The organism is Serinicoccus sp. JS2-9, from assembly GCF_059025165.1.
Genome location: NZ_CM180091.1, coordinates 2,168,220 through 2,183,667, shown reverse-complemented (window position 1 = coordinate 2,183,667; position 15,448 = coordinate 2,168,220). Strand labels below are relative to the sequence as shown.

Annotated in this window: 13 protein-coding genes; 5 read left to right on the top strand and 8 right to left on the bottom strand. The window is 71.3% G+C overall.

What is annotated here, in order from left to right; all coding sequences use genetic code 11:
• Positions 1-25 precede the first annotated feature (25 nt).
• From AC5PYY_RS10550 to AC5PYY_RS10530, 5 genes are all read right to left on the bottom strand, one after another.
• On the bottom strand, positions 26-1,438 hold the full coding sequence (locus AC5PYY_RS10550) for a GH1 family beta-glucosidase (protein ID WP_493896769.1): 1,413 nt from the start codon (positions 1,436-1,438) through the stop codon (positions 26-28).
• Positions 1,435-2,352 (bottom strand): carbohydrate ABC transporter permease, encoded by a 918-nt coding sequence (locus tag AC5PYY_RS10545; RefSeq protein ID WP_493896768.1) that lies wholly within the window; start codon positions 2,350-2,352, stop codon positions 1,435-1,437. Before AC5PYY_RS10545 ends, AC5PYY_RS10550 begins: the two co-directional genes overlap by 4 nt.
• Positions 2,349-3,326, bottom strand: a complete 978-nt coding sequence (locus tag AC5PYY_RS10540) for a carbohydrate ABC transporter permease (RefSeq protein ID WP_493896767.1) — start codon at positions 3,324-3,326, stop codon at positions 2,349-2,351. Before AC5PYY_RS10540 ends, AC5PYY_RS10545 begins: the two co-directional genes overlap by 4 nt.
• Before the next feature lie 2 nt (positions 3,327-3,328).
• The gene (locus AC5PYY_RS10535) at positions 3,329-4,627 is read right to left on the bottom strand and encodes an extracellular solute-binding protein (RefSeq protein WP_493896766.1); all 1,299 of its coding nucleotides are present in this window, start codon (positions 4,625-4,627) and stop codon (positions 3,329-3,331) included.
• A 160-nt stretch (positions 4,628-4,787) separates the two neighbouring features.
• Positions 4,788-5,486 carry a DUF429 domain-containing protein gene (locus AC5PYY_RS10530; RefSeq protein ID WP_493896765.1) on the bottom strand — a complete coding sequence of 233 codons (699 nt, stop codon included), beginning with the start codon at positions 5,484-5,486 and terminating at the stop codon, positions 4,788-4,790.
• A 56-nt stretch (positions 5,487-5,542) separates the two neighbouring features.
• On the opposite strand from AC5PYY_RS10530, the gene aroQ reads away from it, so the two are divergent.
• Genes aroQ through AC5PYY_RS10515 form a run of 3 tightly spaced genes read left to right on the top strand, consistent with a single transcriptional unit; the run spans position 5,543 to position 7,724 of the window.
• Entirely contained in the window at positions 5,543-5,986 is a 444-nt protein-coding gene (aroQ, locus tag AC5PYY_RS10525) for a type II 3-dehydroquinate dehydratase (protein ID WP_493896764.1), read from the top strand.
• Positions 5,987-6,027: 41 nt separating this feature from the next.
• Positions 6,028-7,572, top strand: coding sequence for a sodium-dependent transporter (locus AC5PYY_RS10520; RefSeq protein ID WP_493896763.1), 1,545 nt, complete (start codon positions 6,028-6,030; stop codon positions 7,570-7,572).
• Positions 7,569-7,724, top strand: coding sequence for a methionine/alanine import family NSS transporter small subunit (locus AC5PYY_RS10515; RefSeq protein ID WP_493896762.1), 156 nt, complete (start codon positions 7,569-7,571; stop codon positions 7,722-7,724). The genes AC5PYY_RS10520 and AC5PYY_RS10515 overlap by 4 nt, the downstream gene beginning before the upstream one ends.
• Positions 7,725-8,194: 470 nt before the next feature.
• Here AC5PYY_RS10515 and AC5PYY_RS10510 read toward each other — a convergent pair whose 3' ends face one another.
• The 3 genes from AC5PYY_RS10510 to AC5PYY_RS10500 all read right to left on the bottom strand — a co-directional run bounded on the left by AC5PYY_RS10510 (position 8,195) and on the right by AC5PYY_RS10500 (position 14,455).
• Positions 8,195-9,751: a phytoene desaturase family protein gene (locus tag AC5PYY_RS10510; protein WP_493896761.1), complete on the bottom strand. Its 1,557-nt coding sequence runs from the start codon at positions 9,749-9,751 to the stop codon at positions 8,195-8,197.
• Between the two features lie 22 nt (positions 9,752-9,773).
• Complete coding sequence (locus AC5PYY_RS10505) at positions 9,774-12,164, bottom strand: DEAD/DEAH box helicase (protein ID WP_493896760.1); 2,391 nt, start codon at positions 12,162-12,164, stop codon at positions 9,774-9,776.
• 176 nt (positions 12,165-12,340) lie between these two features.
• Positions 12,341-14,455: a DNA gyrase/topoisomerase IV subunit B gene (locus AC5PYY_RS10500; RefSeq protein ID WP_493896759.1), complete on the bottom strand. Its 2,115-nt coding sequence runs from the start codon at positions 14,453-14,455 to the stop codon at positions 12,341-12,343.
• Positions 14,456-14,647: 192 nt separating this feature from the next.
• Between AC5PYY_RS10500 and AC5PYY_RS10495 the strand changes: the two genes are divergently transcribed.
• Both AC5PYY_RS10495 and AC5PYY_RS10490 read left to right on the top strand, forming a co-directional pair.
• Positions 14,648-14,863 carry a DUF7455 domain-containing protein gene (locus AC5PYY_RS10495; protein WP_493896758.1) on the top strand — a complete coding sequence of 72 codons (216 nt, stop codon included), beginning with the start codon at positions 14,648-14,650 and terminating at the stop codon, positions 14,861-14,863.
• A 92-nt stretch (positions 14,864-14,955) separates the two neighbouring features.
• Complete coding sequence (locus AC5PYY_RS10490; protein ID WP_493896757.1) at positions 14,956-15,444, top strand: DUF456 domain-containing protein; 489 nt, start codon at positions 14,956-14,958, stop codon at positions 15,442-15,444.
• The last annotated feature ends 4 nt before the right edge of the window (positions 15,445-15,448 follow it).

Sequence of the window (15,448 nt, the reverse complement as noted above, 5' to 3'; positions counted from 1 at the left end):
TGCCGGTGCAGGCATGTGTCCCTCTCTAGGCGATCGCCCCAGATCCTGCCACGTCGGCGAACCAGCGCGCGCTGGCCTTGGGCGTCCGCTGCTGCGTGTCGTAGTCGACCCGGACGATGCCGAAGCGCTTGGTGTAGCCGTAGGCCCACTCGTAGTTGTCCAGCAGCGACCACACGAAGTAGCCCCGGATGTCGGCGCCCTCCTCGATGGCCTCGTGCACCGCCCGCAGATGCCCGTCGAGGTAGGCGATGCGGTCCTGGTCGTCGACGAACCCCTCCCCGTCGGGCTGGTCCGGCATCGCCGCGCCGTTCTCGGTGACGTAGAGCCGGATCCCGGCCGGTCCGGTGTAGTCGCGCTGCAGCCGCACCAGCAGGGCGCGCAGCGCGTCCGGCTGGATCTCCCACCCCATGTCGGTCACCGGTATGCCGCGTCGCACCACGGCGACGTGCTCGGACCCGACGTTGGGCGAGGGGCCGTCGTGCGCCCGCGCCTGCCGCGCCGCCGCCGCGGCCGCCTCCGGGGCCGCCCCGGTGACCATGGATCCGGTGTAGAAGTTGACCCCGAGCACGTCGATCGGCGTCGCGATGGTCTCCAGGTCACCCTCCTGCACGAGGTCGTCGGGCCACAGCTCCGCCAGGTCCTCCAGGACGTCGGCCGGGTAGGCGCCGTGAACGAGGGGCTCGATGAAGAACCGGTTGGACATCCCGTCCAGGCGTCGTGCGGCGTCCCGGTCGGCCGCGGACTCCGGGTCCTGGGGCTGCACGTCGGTGAAGTTGAGGGTCAGGCCCAGCTCCAGCTCAGGATCCCGCTCGCGCAGGGCACGGACCGCCGCCCCGTGCGAGAGCAGCAGGTGGTGGGCGGCGCGCAGCCCGTCCTGCGGTTCGGTGCGGCCAGGGGCGTGGATCCCGGCGGCATACCCGAGGAAGGCGGAGCACCAGGGCTCGTTGAGGGTGGTCAGGTGACGCACCCGGTCGCCGAGGCGCTCGTGCACGGCGAGCGCGTAGTCCACGAAGCGGTCCACGACGCCGCGGTCCGGCCATCCTCCCCTCTCCTCGAGCGCCTGCGGCATGTCCCAGTGGTAGAGCGTCACCCAGGGCAGGATGTCCGCCTCCAGCAGCTGGTCGACGAGCCGGGAGTAGAAGTCCAGCCCCTGCTCGTTGACGCTGCGTCCGTCGGGGCAGACGCGCGCCCACGAGACCGAGAAGCGGTAGGCGTCCAGGTCCAGCGAACGCATCAGTGCGACGTCGTCGGGCATCCGGTGGTAATGGTCGCACGCGACGGCGCCCGTGTGCCCTTCGACCACCTTTCCCGGGGTCGCCGAGAAGGGCCCCCAGATGCAGTCGGCCCGGCCGTCTTCGTACACCGCGCCTTCGATCTGGTAGGCGGCGGTCGCGGATCCGAAGAGGAAGCCGTGGGGGAAGGTGATGGGCGTGGTCATTGTTTGACGGCTCCTTGCATGATGCCGGACACGAGCTGGCGACCGGCGACGACGAACAGGATGATGAGCGGGATCGTGGCGAGCACGGCACCGGCCAGGACCAACGAGTAGTCCACGAAGTGGGCCGCCTGCAGCTGCTGCAGGGCGACGGGCAGGGTCGGGTTGGCCGGGCCCAGCACGATGAAGGGCCAGAAGAAGTTGGTCCACGTGGCGACGAACGTGAAGAGCCCGAGCATCGCGGCGGCGGGTCGGGCCGCGGGGACGCCGACGTGCCAGAAGGTCCGGAACATGCTCGCCCCGTCGACCCGGGCCGCCTCGATGAGCTCGGTCGGGACCGCCTGCCGCAGGTACTGCGTCATCCAGAAGACCCCGAAGGCGGTCACCAGACCCGGCACGATCACAGCGCTGAGCTCGCCGGTCCAGCCGAGCTCGGCCATGACCTGGTAGAGCGGCACGACGCCGAGCTGTGTCGGCACCGCCATGGTGGCGATGACGAAGACGAGCAGCGGACCGGAGCCGCGGAAGCGCAGCTTGGCGAAGGCATACCCCGCGAGGGTCGAGAAGAAGACCACGGACGCGGACACCGTCGTCGAGACGATGATCGAGTTGACCGTGGCCTTCCAGAACTCCACGGTGTCGAAGACGGTCGCGGCGTTCTCGAGGAAGTTGCCGCCGGGCAGGAGCGGGAACGAGGTGCGCGACAGCACGGTCGAGTCGTGGCTGGCGACGAGGTAGGACCACCACAGCGGGAACATGCTCCCGGCGACGACCGCCGCCAGCAGGCCGTAGACGATCCAGCTGGGCCGCTCGGCGCGGCGTCGCGCGCCGTTGCGCCGTCGGGTGCGGCGCGACTGCCCGACGGCATCGACGTCGCCGTCCCCGTCGACGGGGACCGGCACGGGCGTGGTGCTCATCGGCTCTCCTCGCTCGCGATGCGCCGGCTGAAGGCGAAGTTGATCAGGCCGATCGCCACGATGAGCAGGAACAGCAGGACCGCCACCGCGCTGGCCCGGCCGAAGTCGGCACGGGTCCACCCCAGCTCGTAGAGGTAGAGGGTGAGCGTCTGCCACTGCCCGTCCGAGCCTCCGCGCCCGAACTGGTCGTACATCTTGGGTTCGTCGAAGATCTGCAGCCCGCCGATCGTCGAGGTGATGATGACGAAGATCATCGTGGGCCGCAGCATCGGGATGGTGATGGAGACGAATCGGCGCAGCCCGCTCGCGCCGTCGATGGCCGCCGCCTCGTAGAGATCGCGCGGGATGGCCTGCATGGCGGCCAGGAGGATGAGCGCGTTGTAGCCGGTCCAGCGGAAGTTGACCATGGTGGCGATCGCGATGTGGCTGGCCAGCCGGTCGGAGTGCCAGCGCACCGGCTCGACCCCGACGGTCTCGAGCAGGGTGTTGATGAGCCCGAAGCGGTCGGCGAAGAGGTTGGAGAAGATGAGGGCGACGGCGACCGGCGCCACGACGTACGGCAGCAGCACGCCCATCCGCCAGAAGGTCGCGGCGCGCAGCCGGTGGTCGAGGAGGCCGGCGACGGCCAGTGCCGCCAGCACCTGGGGCACGGAGGAGAGCAGGAAGATGCTGACCGTGTTGACCAGCGCCTTCCAGAAGTCGTCTCCCGCGAGCACGTCGACGAAGTTCTGCCCGCCCACGAACGCGCCCTGCCCCATGATCTGGTCCCAGTCGTGGAGAGCGACCCAGCCGGTGTAGACGAGCGGGAAGAGCCCCGTGACGAAGAAGAGGATGAAGAAGGGCGCGATGTAGACGTAGGGCGAGACGGTGTGGTCCAGGCGCCCGAGACGCCCGGGGCCGGACCCTCCCCGGCCCCGGCGGCCGGCACCCTCGGGTGCCGGCGCCGGGGCCTGCGCGGAGGTGGAGACGGTCATGCTCAGCGCAGGTCGCCCACGGCCGCGGCGAACTTGTCCCAGCTGCTGTCGGGGTCGTCCGTCTTGTCCACGTCGACGCGGCTGATGGCGTCCTGCATGGCGGTGTTGATCTCGAAGTACTTCGGGCCCTTGAACGGTGTGACCGTCACCGCCTCGGCCCGGTCGGCGAAGATCTCACCGGTCGGAGCCTCGTTGAAGAAGGCGTTGCTGCTCTCCGCGAGCGTGTCCGAGTCCAGCGCTTCGGTCTGGCTCGGGAAGGTGCCCTTGGACTCGAAGGCCTTGATCTGCTGCTCGGGAGCGGTCAGCCAGGCAGCGAGCGCCGTGGCCTCCTCGATGTGGTCGCCCTGCGCGGGGACCGTGAGGTAGGAGCCGCCCCAGTTGCCGCCACCACCGGGGAAGACGTTCGCGACGTCCCAGCCCTCCACGTCGGCGGCGTTGCCCTCGATGACGCCCAGCATCCAGGCGGGGCAGAGCATGGTGGCGAACTCATCGCCCTGGAAGGCGGACTGCCAGTCCGCGCTCCACTGCCCGAGTCCGGCGGACAGCCCGTCGTCGACCGAGGCGGCGAGCACCTGGTCGTAGAGCTCGCGGACCTCGGGGTTGTCGACGGCGATGATCTCGCCCTCGGGCGTCTCGTAGGGCTGCTCGATCTGGTTGATCATGCCCTGCCACAGCGCGCCGGCCGAGTCGTACCACGCGATGTCGGTCTCGGCGACGAAGTCACGTCCGACCTCGAAGTAGTTCTTCCAGTCGCCCTCGAGCAGCGCCGCCACCTCCTCACGGTCGCTCGGCAGGCCGGCCTGCTCGAAGAGGTCGGCGCGGTAGCAGACCGCCTCCGGGCCGATGTCGGTGCCGTAGCCGAGGAGCATGCCGTCCTCGAGGGTGACCGCCTCGGTCTTCCAGTCGAGCCAGCGTCCCTCCACCTCGGAGGAGCTGAGGTCGGTGAACTTGTCGGGGTACTGCTTGAACTCGGTGACCCAGTCGACCTCGATCGCCTCGACATCGGCCGCACCCGAGTCCGCGCCCAGGCTGTTGCGGAGCGCGGCGCGCGCGTTGTCGGCGGTGTCCGCCTTGACGTGCTGGACCGTGATGCCCGGGTTGAGCTCCTCGTACTCGGTGAGGAGGTCCTCGTAGCCGAACTCGTTGAACGTCGCGACCGAGAGGGTGATGTCACCACCCTCACCTCCGCCCGCGCTGCTGGCGGTGTCGTCGCCGTCGTCACTGCCTCCGCCGCACGCGCCGAGCGCCAGGGTGGCGGCGGCCGTGGTGGCGAGGAGCATCCTGCGTCGCGTGCTGTGCATGCCAACTCCCTTGGTGGTGGGTCGCCCTTCCCGACGATCGGTGAGAGCGCTCTCACACAGACTGCAGGTCAGGCCCGGGGGTGTCAAGGGATCGTGACCGAATTGAGATCTGCCCGTGACCCGCGTTCGACCCTCACCTCACCGCGCCGCCGCGGGGACGTCATACATGGACCGCGGCGGGTATGCCGTCGCTGAACACCTCGGGCTCGTCCGGGAAGGTGCGGGCGCGCCCCTGCGCGACGCGGTGCGCGGTCCAGGCCGCGGCGCAGGCGTCGAGGACGTCGTCGGCGGCCGCACCCCGGGGGACGACACCGGGCACCCCGATCCCGACCGAGGCGAGCGCGGCCCGCCGCTCGGCGGCACCGGCCGCGGTGCGCTTGCGGGAGGTCAGGGCGGCGCCCGTGATCATCGCGAAGCTGGCCTCAGGGTGCACCTCGACGACGTGGGCGGGCGGGCCCGTACGCCACCACCCGTCCACCTCCTGGATGCTGCGCCGCAGCGCGAACGCCTGTCGGGACAGGCCGATCCCGACCCGCTCGCGGCTCACCGCGTTGGCCTCGGCGTAGGTCGGGGCGTAGACCGCCGCCCGGACCGGCGTGGTGAAGACCGAGGAGGCCTTGGCGCCGCCGACGAAGCGGCGGGTCTGCACATCCGCCTCGCGGCGCGAGTCGTCGGGCAGCCCGATGGGGATGTCGATGGCGACCACTGCCAGCTCTCCCACATGGCGCAGCAGATCGGCCACGGTCGGCCCCACCACCAGGTGCGGCGTCCCGTGGCCCGAGGCCGCGAGCAGGGCACCCACCCAGCCTGCCCGGCAGGCGTCCACCCCCAGCACGGGCAGGCGGAGATCAGGACCCATGCCGGGAGCGTAGCCACACGGCATACCGGAGCGTTCCGATGTGAGAATCTAGCCCCATGGCGCGCCGCATCATGGTCCTCAACGGGCCCAACCTCAACCTGCTGGGCACTCGCGAGCCGGAGATCTACGGCACCACGACCCTCGCCGACGTGGAGTCGATGTGCGCCGAGCGGGCCGCGGCCCACGGGCTCGAGGTCAGCTGCCGGCAGAGCAACCACGAGGGGGATCTGGTCGACGCCCTCCAGGAGGCCGGCGCCGACCAGGACGTCATCGGTGTCGTGCTCAACGCGGCCGCCTACACGCATACCTCGCTGGCGCTGCTCGACGCGATCACGGCGACCTCCGTGCGCGTCGTCGAGGTGCACATCTCCAACCCGCACGCGCGCGAGCACTACCGCCACACCTCCTACGTGTCCCCCGTCGCGATCGGCGTCATCGCCGGGCTGGGCGTCGCGGGATACGGCTACGCGATCGACCACCTCGCCGGCACCGCCGGCTGATCCGCACTCACCCACCAGTCCGACACGAGGGGACCCATCACATGACCGGACGCAGCGCGGCGACCGCACCGCGGGAGACCTGGACCAGCTCCACCGGCTTCATCCTGGCCGCGGTCGGGTCCGCGGTCGGCCTCGGCAACATCTGGCGCTTCCCGGGCGTCGCCTACGAGAGCGGCGGCGGGGCCTTCCTCATCCCCTACCTCGTGGCGCTGCTCACCGCCGGCATCCCGATCCTCTTCCTCGACTACGCCATCGGGCACCGCTACCGCGCCGCGGCGCCGCTGGCCTACCGCCGCATGGCGCGCCCCGCCGAGGCGCTGGGGTGGTTCCAGATCGTGCTGAGTTTCGTCATCGCGGTCTACTACGCGGCGGTCATCGCCTGGTCCCTGAGCTACTTCGTCTTCGCCTTCGACCTGCGCTGGGGCGAGGACACCGCCGGGTTCTTCGTGGGTGAGTACCTCCAGGTCGGCGATCCCGAGGTCTCGACGACGATCGTGTCCGGGGTCGCGATCCCGCTCGTGCTCGTGTGGGTAGTCGTCATGGCGATCATCGCGCTCGGCGTCACGAAGGGCGTGCAACGGGTCAACGTCCTGTTCATCCCGCTCCTCGTGCTGGCCTTCCTGGGCCTGGTCGTGCGGGCGCTCACGCTCCCGGGCGCGACGGACGGGCTCAACGCCCTGTTCACCCCGGACTGGGCTGCGCTGGGTGATCCAGGGGTGTGGATCGCGGCCTACAGCCAGATCTTCTTCAGCCTCTCCATCGCCTTCGGCATCATGGTGACCTACGCCTCCTACCAGCGGCGCAAGGCCAACATGACGAGCTCGGGCCTGGTCGTCGCCTTCGCCAACTCCAGCTTCGAGATCCTCGCCGGGATCGGCGTCTTCGCCACGCTCGGCTTCTTCGCGCACCAGCAGTCGACGACCATCGGGGAGCTCGAGGGCCTCTCCGGACCGATCCTGTCCTTCGTCACCTTCCCCGCGGTGATCAGCGAGATGCCGGGCGGCAACGTCTTCGGCGCCGTCTTCTTCGGCGCGCTCGTGCTGGCCGGATTCACCTCGATCGTCTCGATCCTGCTGGGCGTGGCGGCCTCGGTGCAGGAGAAGTTCGGGCTGGGGCAGAAGGCCTCGTCGCTCGCCGTGTGCCTGGTCTGCGCGGTGATCTCGATCGCGCTCTTCTCGACCACCTCCGGTCTCATCGCCCTGGACACCGTCGACCAGTGGGCCAACAACGTCGGGATCGTCGTGTCGGCGATTGTCATGACGATCCTCGTCGTCTGGGTCTTCCGGAAGGCGCCGGTGCTGCGGGCGCACCTCAACGCGGTGTCGACCTTCCGCGTGGGTCGCTACTGGTATGCCCTCATCGGCGTCCTCGTGCCGCTGCTCCTGAGCTACATGCTCTACGAACGGATCCGGACGCTCCTGCGGGAGGGCTACGAGGGCTACCCGACGTGGTATCTCACCGCCTTCGGATGGGGCACCATCGCTGTCATCGTCGTCGGCGCCGTGGTCCTTACGGCGATCCCGTGGCGGGGCCGGGACGATGCCGACTTCCACGCCTGGCCCGAGTTCGAGGAGGAGGCACGATGACCACGTCCGCCGTGCTCATGATGATCGTCGCGATGCTGGTCGTGTGGGGTGGCCTCGTGGCCAGCGTGCTCTTCCTGCGCAGCCGCCCGGAGGTCGACGACGCCGCCCTGCCCGACCCCGACGCGCGCGACGCCGAAACCCTCGACTCCTAGCGCCCTCCTTCCGTGACCGGCAGCCCCGCCTGCTCAGTCCGGCAGCCTCGCCTGCCCACTCCGGCAGCCTCGCCTGCTCCGTCTGAGTGCCTCAGTCGCACCCGTCGGCCAGGCCCAGGCCCGCCCCGGACCGGCGGACATCCTCGCGAGTCCGCGGTCGTCGGCGAAGATGACGGTGGCCGGGTCGAGCCGCTCCATCCCGCCATGGGTGTTGCGGTCGATCGGCTCACGTCGGTGGGCGCGCACCCAGCCACCCGCACGACGACGGCCACATCGAGGTATGCCGTCGCCCGCCTCGGACACTGAGCCGACGTCATACCTGGTCGGACGCGGCGAGTCGACGTGGGCTCCAGCGTCCGTGGCTTCCGGACTGAGCAGACGAGGCTCTCGGTGTGAACAGAGCAGGCTCTCGGAGTGAGCAGAGCAGGCTCTTGGAGCGGACAGGCGAGGCTGCCGGTCAGGGGTGGGTGTCAGTCCTGCTCGAGCAGGGCGCGGGCGGCGTGGTAGCCGCCGAGCCCGCTCACGCCACCGCCACGCCGGGATCCGGCGCCCGCGAGCAGCACACCGGGGTATGCCGTGTCCACGCCCCAGCGCTGCGCCGGCGTCTCCAGCGGGGTGTCGTCGTCGGCCCAAGGCCACTCCAGCGGGGCGTGGAAGATGTTGCCCCCAGGCATGGCCAGTGACTCCTGCAGGTCGCGGGTGGTCTTCGTCTCGACGCAGGGACGGCCATCGCGGTCGCGCAGGATCACGTCGTCGATCGGCTCGGCCAGCACCGAGGAGAGCGAATCGAGGACCGACCGCTCGAGTTGCTCGCGGGTCGGCGCGCTCCGGCGGTCGTCGTCCAGCAGGCGGTCCGGGGTCTGGAGGGTGAAGACGGTGAGAGTGTGCGCACCGCTGGCCCGCAGGTCCGGGGCGAGGATGCTCGGGTCGGTCAGTGAGTGGCAGTAGATCTCCGCGGGCATCGGGTCCGGGACCTGCCCCTCCAGCGCGCCGTCGTGCGCCCGCTGCAGCTGGGCGTAGGTCTCGTTGATGTGGAAGGTGCCGCCGAACGCCGCCTCGGGAGCGACCGAGGCGTCGCGCAGCCGCGGGAGCCGGGAGAGCAGGAGGTTGACCTTGACCTGCGCACCCTCGACCCGCTCCCGGTCGAGGGACGCCCCACCCGTGACCTCGTCGAGCACCGCCGGCGCCGCGGCCCAGAGCACCGTCCCGGCGCCGCTGCGGTGCTGGGAGCCCTCGCTGTCGATCCAGGTCACGCCACCGTCGTCGACCCGCGTCGCCGTGGCATCCGTCTGCAGGCGCGCCCCGGCGCCCCGGGCTACATCCGCGAGCTGCCCGGACACCTGCCCCATGCCCCCGATCGGGACGTCCCAGTCACCGGTGCCGCCGCCGACGACGTGGTAGAGGAAGCAGATGTTGTGCCGCAGGTGCGCGGAGTGGGCCTCCGCGAAGGTGCTGATGAGGCCGTCGGTGAGCACGACGCCGCGCACCAGGTCGTCCGCGATGCTGGCCTCGATGACCTCGCCCAACGGCCGCTCGAGGAAGTCGCGGACGAGCCCCGGGTCGCCGACCCGGTGCGCCATCGCCCGCCGGTGCATCAGCGGCTCGGTCATGGTCGGCCAGATGGACCGGGCGAGCTGACCGACGCGGTCGTAGAACTGATCCCACCGCGGCGCGTCGGCCAGGGCGCCGATCGCGGCGAACGAGCGCGCGGTGGCCTCGGCGTCGCCATGGTCGATGAGCAGGCCGGCGTCCCCACCCGGCACCGGCGTGTAAGAGGAGTAGCGGCGCCGCGCCAGCCGCAGCCGAAGACCGAGATCGTCGACGACCTGCTGCGGCAGCAGGCTCACCAGGTAGGAGTAGCGGGACAGCCGCGCCCCCATCCCGGGGAAGGCCTCCGCCGACACGGTCGCGCCGCCCACCTGCGGCGACCGCTCGAGCAGCAGCACCGAGCGGCCCGCACGGGCGAGATAGGCAGCGGCGGTCAGCCCGTTGTGGCCGCCACCGACCACCACGACGTCGTGGTCCATGAGGTCGATCGTAGGCCGTGCGTCAGCCGCGGGGTCGCCAGTCCTGTCGCCCGCCGTCGGACCGGCCGCGCGAGGAGCGGCCGGCGCCGCCCTGGCGAGGGCCTCGACCCTGGCCGCCGTGGCCCCGCCCGGCCTGCGGGCCACCCCGTCGACCGCCCGGGCCGCGGCCCGGGCCTCCGCGCCGACCCGCGGGCCGCTTGGGTCGCATGATCTCGTCGAGCCGGCTCTGCGGGATCGGACCCTCCTCCGGGACGGAGCCCCCGGCGGTCTCGATGACCGCGTGGTCCTCCGGCGCGACCGCGCGCGGGTCGGCCTCGACGCCTGCGGCGTCGAGGAGGCGGCGGACCTGCTTCTTCTGGTGCGGCAGCGCCAGCGTCACGACGACGCCGTCCTCACCGGCGCGGGCGGTGCGCCCGGAGCGGTGCAGGTAGTCCTTGTGGTCGGCGGGCGGGTCGACCTGGAGCACCAGCGACACGTCGTCGACGTGGATGCCGCGGGCCGCGACGTCGGTCGCCACGAGCACCGGCAGGGTCCCGGACTTGAAGGCGTCCAGCACGCGGGTGCGCTGCGCCTGGTTGAGACCACCGTGCAGCGCCGCAGCGAAGACACCGCTCTCGCGCAGCTGGGTCGCGACCCGGTCGGCGCCGAGCTTGGTGCGGCAGAAGACCACCGTGCGGCCGGGACGGTTCGCGATCGCGGCCGTGATCGGCTTCTTGTGGTGCGGATGCACGAGGAAGACGTGGTGGTCCATCGTGGTGACGCTGGCCGTGGCGTCGTCGGTCGAGTGCGTCACCGGGTCGGACAGGTACGTCTGCGCCACCTGGTCCACGCCGTGGTCCAGCGTCGCCGAGAAGAGCAGCCGCTGCCCATCGGGAGGCGTGAGGTCCAGGATCTGCCGGATCGCCTCGACGAAACCCATCTCCGCCATGTGGTCGGCCTCGTCGAGCACCATGACCTCGACCTCCGACAGGTCGGCCGCCGAGCGGTCGATGAGGTCGATGAGCCGGCCGGGGGTGGCCACGAGCACGTCGACGCCCTTCTCGAGCGCCTTGAGCTGGGGGGTGTAGGACATGCCCCCCGCGACGAGCACGAACCGCCGGTCCACGGCACGCAGCAGCGGCGCGAGCGCGTCGACGATCTGCATTGCCAGCTCGCGGGTCGGGGTGAGGATCACCGCGCGGGGCCGGTGCGGCACGGCGCGGGGGCGACCGGCCAGCCGGTCCAGCAGCGGCAGCCCGAAGGCCATCGTCTTGCCCGACCCGGTCTGGCCCCGGCCGAGCAGGTCGCGACCGTCCATGGCATCGGGGATCGTCGCGGCCTGGATGGGGAACGGTGTCGTGATGCCCACCCGGGCCAGCGCGCTCACCAGCTCCTCGCGCAGTCCCATCTGGGCGAAGCCGTTGTCCTCTGCGACCAGGGCCGAGGCGTCCTCGGCAGCGACCGCGCTGCGCCGATCCTGGTATGCCGCATCCGCCGCGTCCCGCTCGGCCTCCGCCTCGGCGAAAGCGTCCTGGTCGGTGGGGCGGTCGTGGTCCCAACCGCGCCCGCCACGGCCCGCGCTGCGATCCTCCCAGCGGTCGCGCCGCTGCTCCGGCCGTGGCCCGCGCTGCTGCGGGCGGTCGTCGCGAGCGGCGTGGCGACGATCCCCGCCCCGGTCGTCGCGCGGCGCGCGGCGGCGGTCCTCGTCCCAGCTGCGTCCCTCGTGCCGGCCGCGGGCGGGTCGCCCCTCACGCTCCTCGCGGTGCGCCCGCCACGTGTGCTCTTCGTAGCCCCGGCGATCACCGCGGTCACGACGGGCGCCATCGCGCCGGTCGCCGTAGTCACGCGGCTCCCCGCGGTAGCCGTCCCGGTCCGCACGCCGGTAGCCGCCGCGGTCGCTCTCGCCGCGATCGTTCCGGCGGTAGCCGTTTAGGTCCTCGCGTCGGTAGCCGCCGCGGTCGTCCCGCCGATGTCCGCTGCGGTCATCCCGCCGGTAGCCGCCGCGGTCGTCAGCGCGGTCACCGTAGCCACGGCGGTCCCCGCGGTAACCGTCCCGGTCCTCACGCCGGTAGCCGCCGCGGTCGTCCCGTCGCTGACCGTCCCGGTCCTCACGCCGGTAGCCGCCGCGATCGCCCCGCCGCTCCGGGCGGTCGTCGCGCCGGTACCCGCCGCGGCCCTCGCCGTCGCCGCTGCCGCCGCGCCGCTCGGCGCGGTCGCCGCGGCCGCGCGGGTCCCGCTCGTCGCGGTCCCGCCAGCGACCCTTGCTGTCGCGACCGGCGCCGGTGTCCCGCGAGGAGTTGCGACGGTCGCCGCGCCCACCCTTGAGCTGGGCGCGGGCCGCCTTCTCACGTGCCTGGCGGGCAGCCTTCTTCTGGGCTGCGGTGTGGCGGGGCTTCTTCTTGCCGGACGCGCCGGCACGGGGGTTCTGGGCCACGGATGGCTCACCTCTTCACGGGTGGTGGTCGAGGTGGGTGCTCGCCTCGACGCCGTGGGGCGTGACCGGACCTACCTCCAGGCGCGCGTCGCGGCGCCCGAGATCGTCCTCAGGATCGGATTGTCCCAAGGGATGCCGTCGCTGCCGCGACGGCGACCCCTCAGTCTACCGGACGATCAGGCGTCGATCCGGTCGCGGTCCAGGTCGTGGGCGGAGTCGACGATGAAGTCCTTGCGGGGTGCCACCGAGGAGCCCATGAGCAGCTCGAAGACCTCGTCGGCGCGGGCGGCGTCGGCCAGGGTGATCCGCCGCAGCGTGCGGTGACGCGGGTCCATGGTCGTCTCTGCCAGCTGGTCGGCGTCCATCTCACCCAGGCCCTTGTAGCGCTGCATGGGTTGCTTGACCGTGCGGCCCTTCTTCTCCAGGGAGGCGACCGTGCGCCGCATCTCGGCCTCGGTGTAGGTGTAGATGAACTCGCGCTCCCGCCCCCTGCCGCGGCCCCCGGCGACCTCGATGCGGTGCAGCGGTGGCATCGCGGCATACACCCGCCCCGCCTCGACCAGAGGCCGCATGTAGCGGAAGAAGAGGGTGAGCAGCAGGGTCCGGATGTGCGCGCCGTCGACATCGGCGTCGGTCATGATGATGACCTTGCCGTAGCGCACCAGGTCGGCGTCGAAGGAGCGGCCGGAGCCGGCGCCGATGACCTGGATGATCGCGGCGCACTCGGCGTTGGACAGCATGTCCTGGACCGAGGCCTTCTGGACGTTGAGGATCTTGCCCCGGATCGGCAGCAGCGCCTGGTAGTCGCTGCTGCGGGCCAGCTTGGCCGTGCCGAGCGCGCTGTCGCCCTCCACGATGAACAGCTCGGACCGGTCGGTGTCGTTGCTGCGGCAGTCCGCCAGCTTGGAGGGCAGCGAGGAGGACTCCAGGGCGTTCTTGCGCCGTTGGGTCTCCTTGTGCAGCCGCGCCGAGATGCGCGACTTCATCTCCGAGACGACCTTCTCCAGCAGCAGCGACGCCTGCGCCTTGTCGCCCCGGTGCTTGCTCGTGAGCCGCTCGGTGAGCGCCTGCTCGACCGTCCGCGACACGATCGAGCGGACCGCGCTGGTGCCGAGGACCTCCTTGGTCTGGCCCTCGAACTGCGGCTCGGGCAGACGGACCGTCACCACGGCGGTGAGCCCCGCGAGGATGTCGTCCTTCTCCACCTTGTCGCTGCCGACCTTGAGCTTGCGCGCGTTGAGCTCCAGCTGTTTACGGAAGACCTTGGTCAACGCCTGCTCGAACCCGGCGACATGGGTGCCGCCCTTCGGGGTGGTGATGATGTTGACGAAGCTGCGGACCGTCGTGTCGTAGCCGGTGCCCCACCGCAGCGCCACGTCCACCTCGCACTCGCGCTCGGTCTCTCGGGAGACCATGTGCCCGAGCTCGTCGAGCATCGGCACGGTCTCGGTGAAGGTGCCGGCTCCCTGCAGCCGCCATACGTCGGTGACCGCGGGGTCCGCGGCGAGGTACTCGACATACTCCGCGATCCCGCCGGAGTAGGCGAAGGACTCCTCGTGCGGACCGTCGGCGCCGGGCGTGCCCGGGAGCCGCCGCTCGTCGCGGATCACCATCGTGAGCCCGGGGACGAGGAAGGCGGTCTGCCGAGCCCGGGCCGCCAGCTCGTCGTAGGCGAACTCGGCCTTCGCCAGGAAGATCTGCGGATCGGCCCAGTAGCGGACCCGGGTGCCGGTCACGCCGCGCTTTGCCTTGCCGACCACGGCCAGCTCGCTGCTGCGCTCGAACGGGCTGAAGGGCGCCTCCGGGTCGGGCGCCCCGGCCCGTGCGTCGTCGAACGTGCCGGGCTCACCGCGCCGAAAGCTCATGCCGTAGGTCTTGCCGGCCCGGTCGACCTCCACGTCCAGCCGGGAGGACAGCGCGTTGACGACGGACGCACCCACGCCGTGGAGACCGCCGGACGCGGCGTACGACCCGCCGCCGAACTTGCCTCCCGCGTGGAGCTTGGTGAAGACCACCTCCACCCCGGAGAGCCCGGTGCGGGGCTCGATGTCCACCGGGATGCCCCGGGCGCGGTCACGCACCTCCACGGAGCCGTCCCGGTGCAGGACGACCTCGATCCGATCACCATGACCACCGAGGGCCTCGTCGACCGCGTTGTCGATGATCTCCCACAGGCAGTGCATCAGACCGCGCGAGTCGGTCGACCCGACATACATGCCGGGACGTTTGCGCACCGCCTCCAGTCCCTCGAGGACCTGCAGGTGCCGCGCGGAGTAGTCCTGGGTGGTCACGTCCGGCAGGCTAGCGCGCCGCACCGACAGGCCCGGTCAGGCGCGGCGACCGACGCGTGACCCGGATTCGACTTACGCGCAGAGCGAAACGCCCCTCGCCCCGGGCACAAAGACGCGGCAGCGCGACGTTGACGTGCTTGACTGTGATCTCCGGTCGTTCCCGAAGCGGCCGGACATGGAGAGGAGACCGCCGTGAACGCCACTCTGACCCCCGAGCTGACCGCCTCCGACCGCTGCGACCGCTGCGGGGCCCAGGCCTACGTCCGTGCCCGCATCGGGGACGGCCTCGAGCTGCACTTCTGCGCGCACCATGGGCGGGAGCACCTCGACAAGCTGCGCCTCGTGGACGACGTCCACATCCTCGACGAGACCCACCGTCTCGACGCGGAGGTGACCCCGGCGCTCTGACGCAACCCCTGACTTACCCCACGCCCGTTCTCGTCGCGACGAGGGCGGGCGTCGTCTCGTCCGCGGCCGGCACCTGAGGCAGAATCAGCGGTATGGAGCCCGTCGAGATCCTGCTGCTCGTGCTCATGGCCGTGGGCGTGGTCGGCGTCGTGATCCCGATCCTGCCCGGGCTGCTCATCGTGCTCGCCGCGGTCCTCATCTGGGCACTGCTCGAGCAGTCCACCCTGGGCTGGGTCCTGCTCGGCCTCTCGGTCCTGGTCTACGTCAGTGGCGTGGTGCTGCAGTATGCCGTCCCCGGCAAGCGGATGAAGCGCGCCGGGGTGCGCACCTCGACCCTCCTGGTCGGCGTCGCGTGCGCGCTCGTCCTCGGCTTCGTGCTCCCCGTGGTGGGGCTCTTCCTCGGCTTCCCGCTCGGCATCTTCCTCGTGTCGCTCGCCCGCACCCGGGACCGTTCCGAGGCCTGGGTGGCGACGAGGCACGCGTTGCACGCGGTCGGCACCAACATCCTCATCGAGCTGCTCACCGCCTTCGCCCTCATCGGGCTGTTCGTCGTCACCACCGTGGTGCTCGACCGAGCCTGAGCCC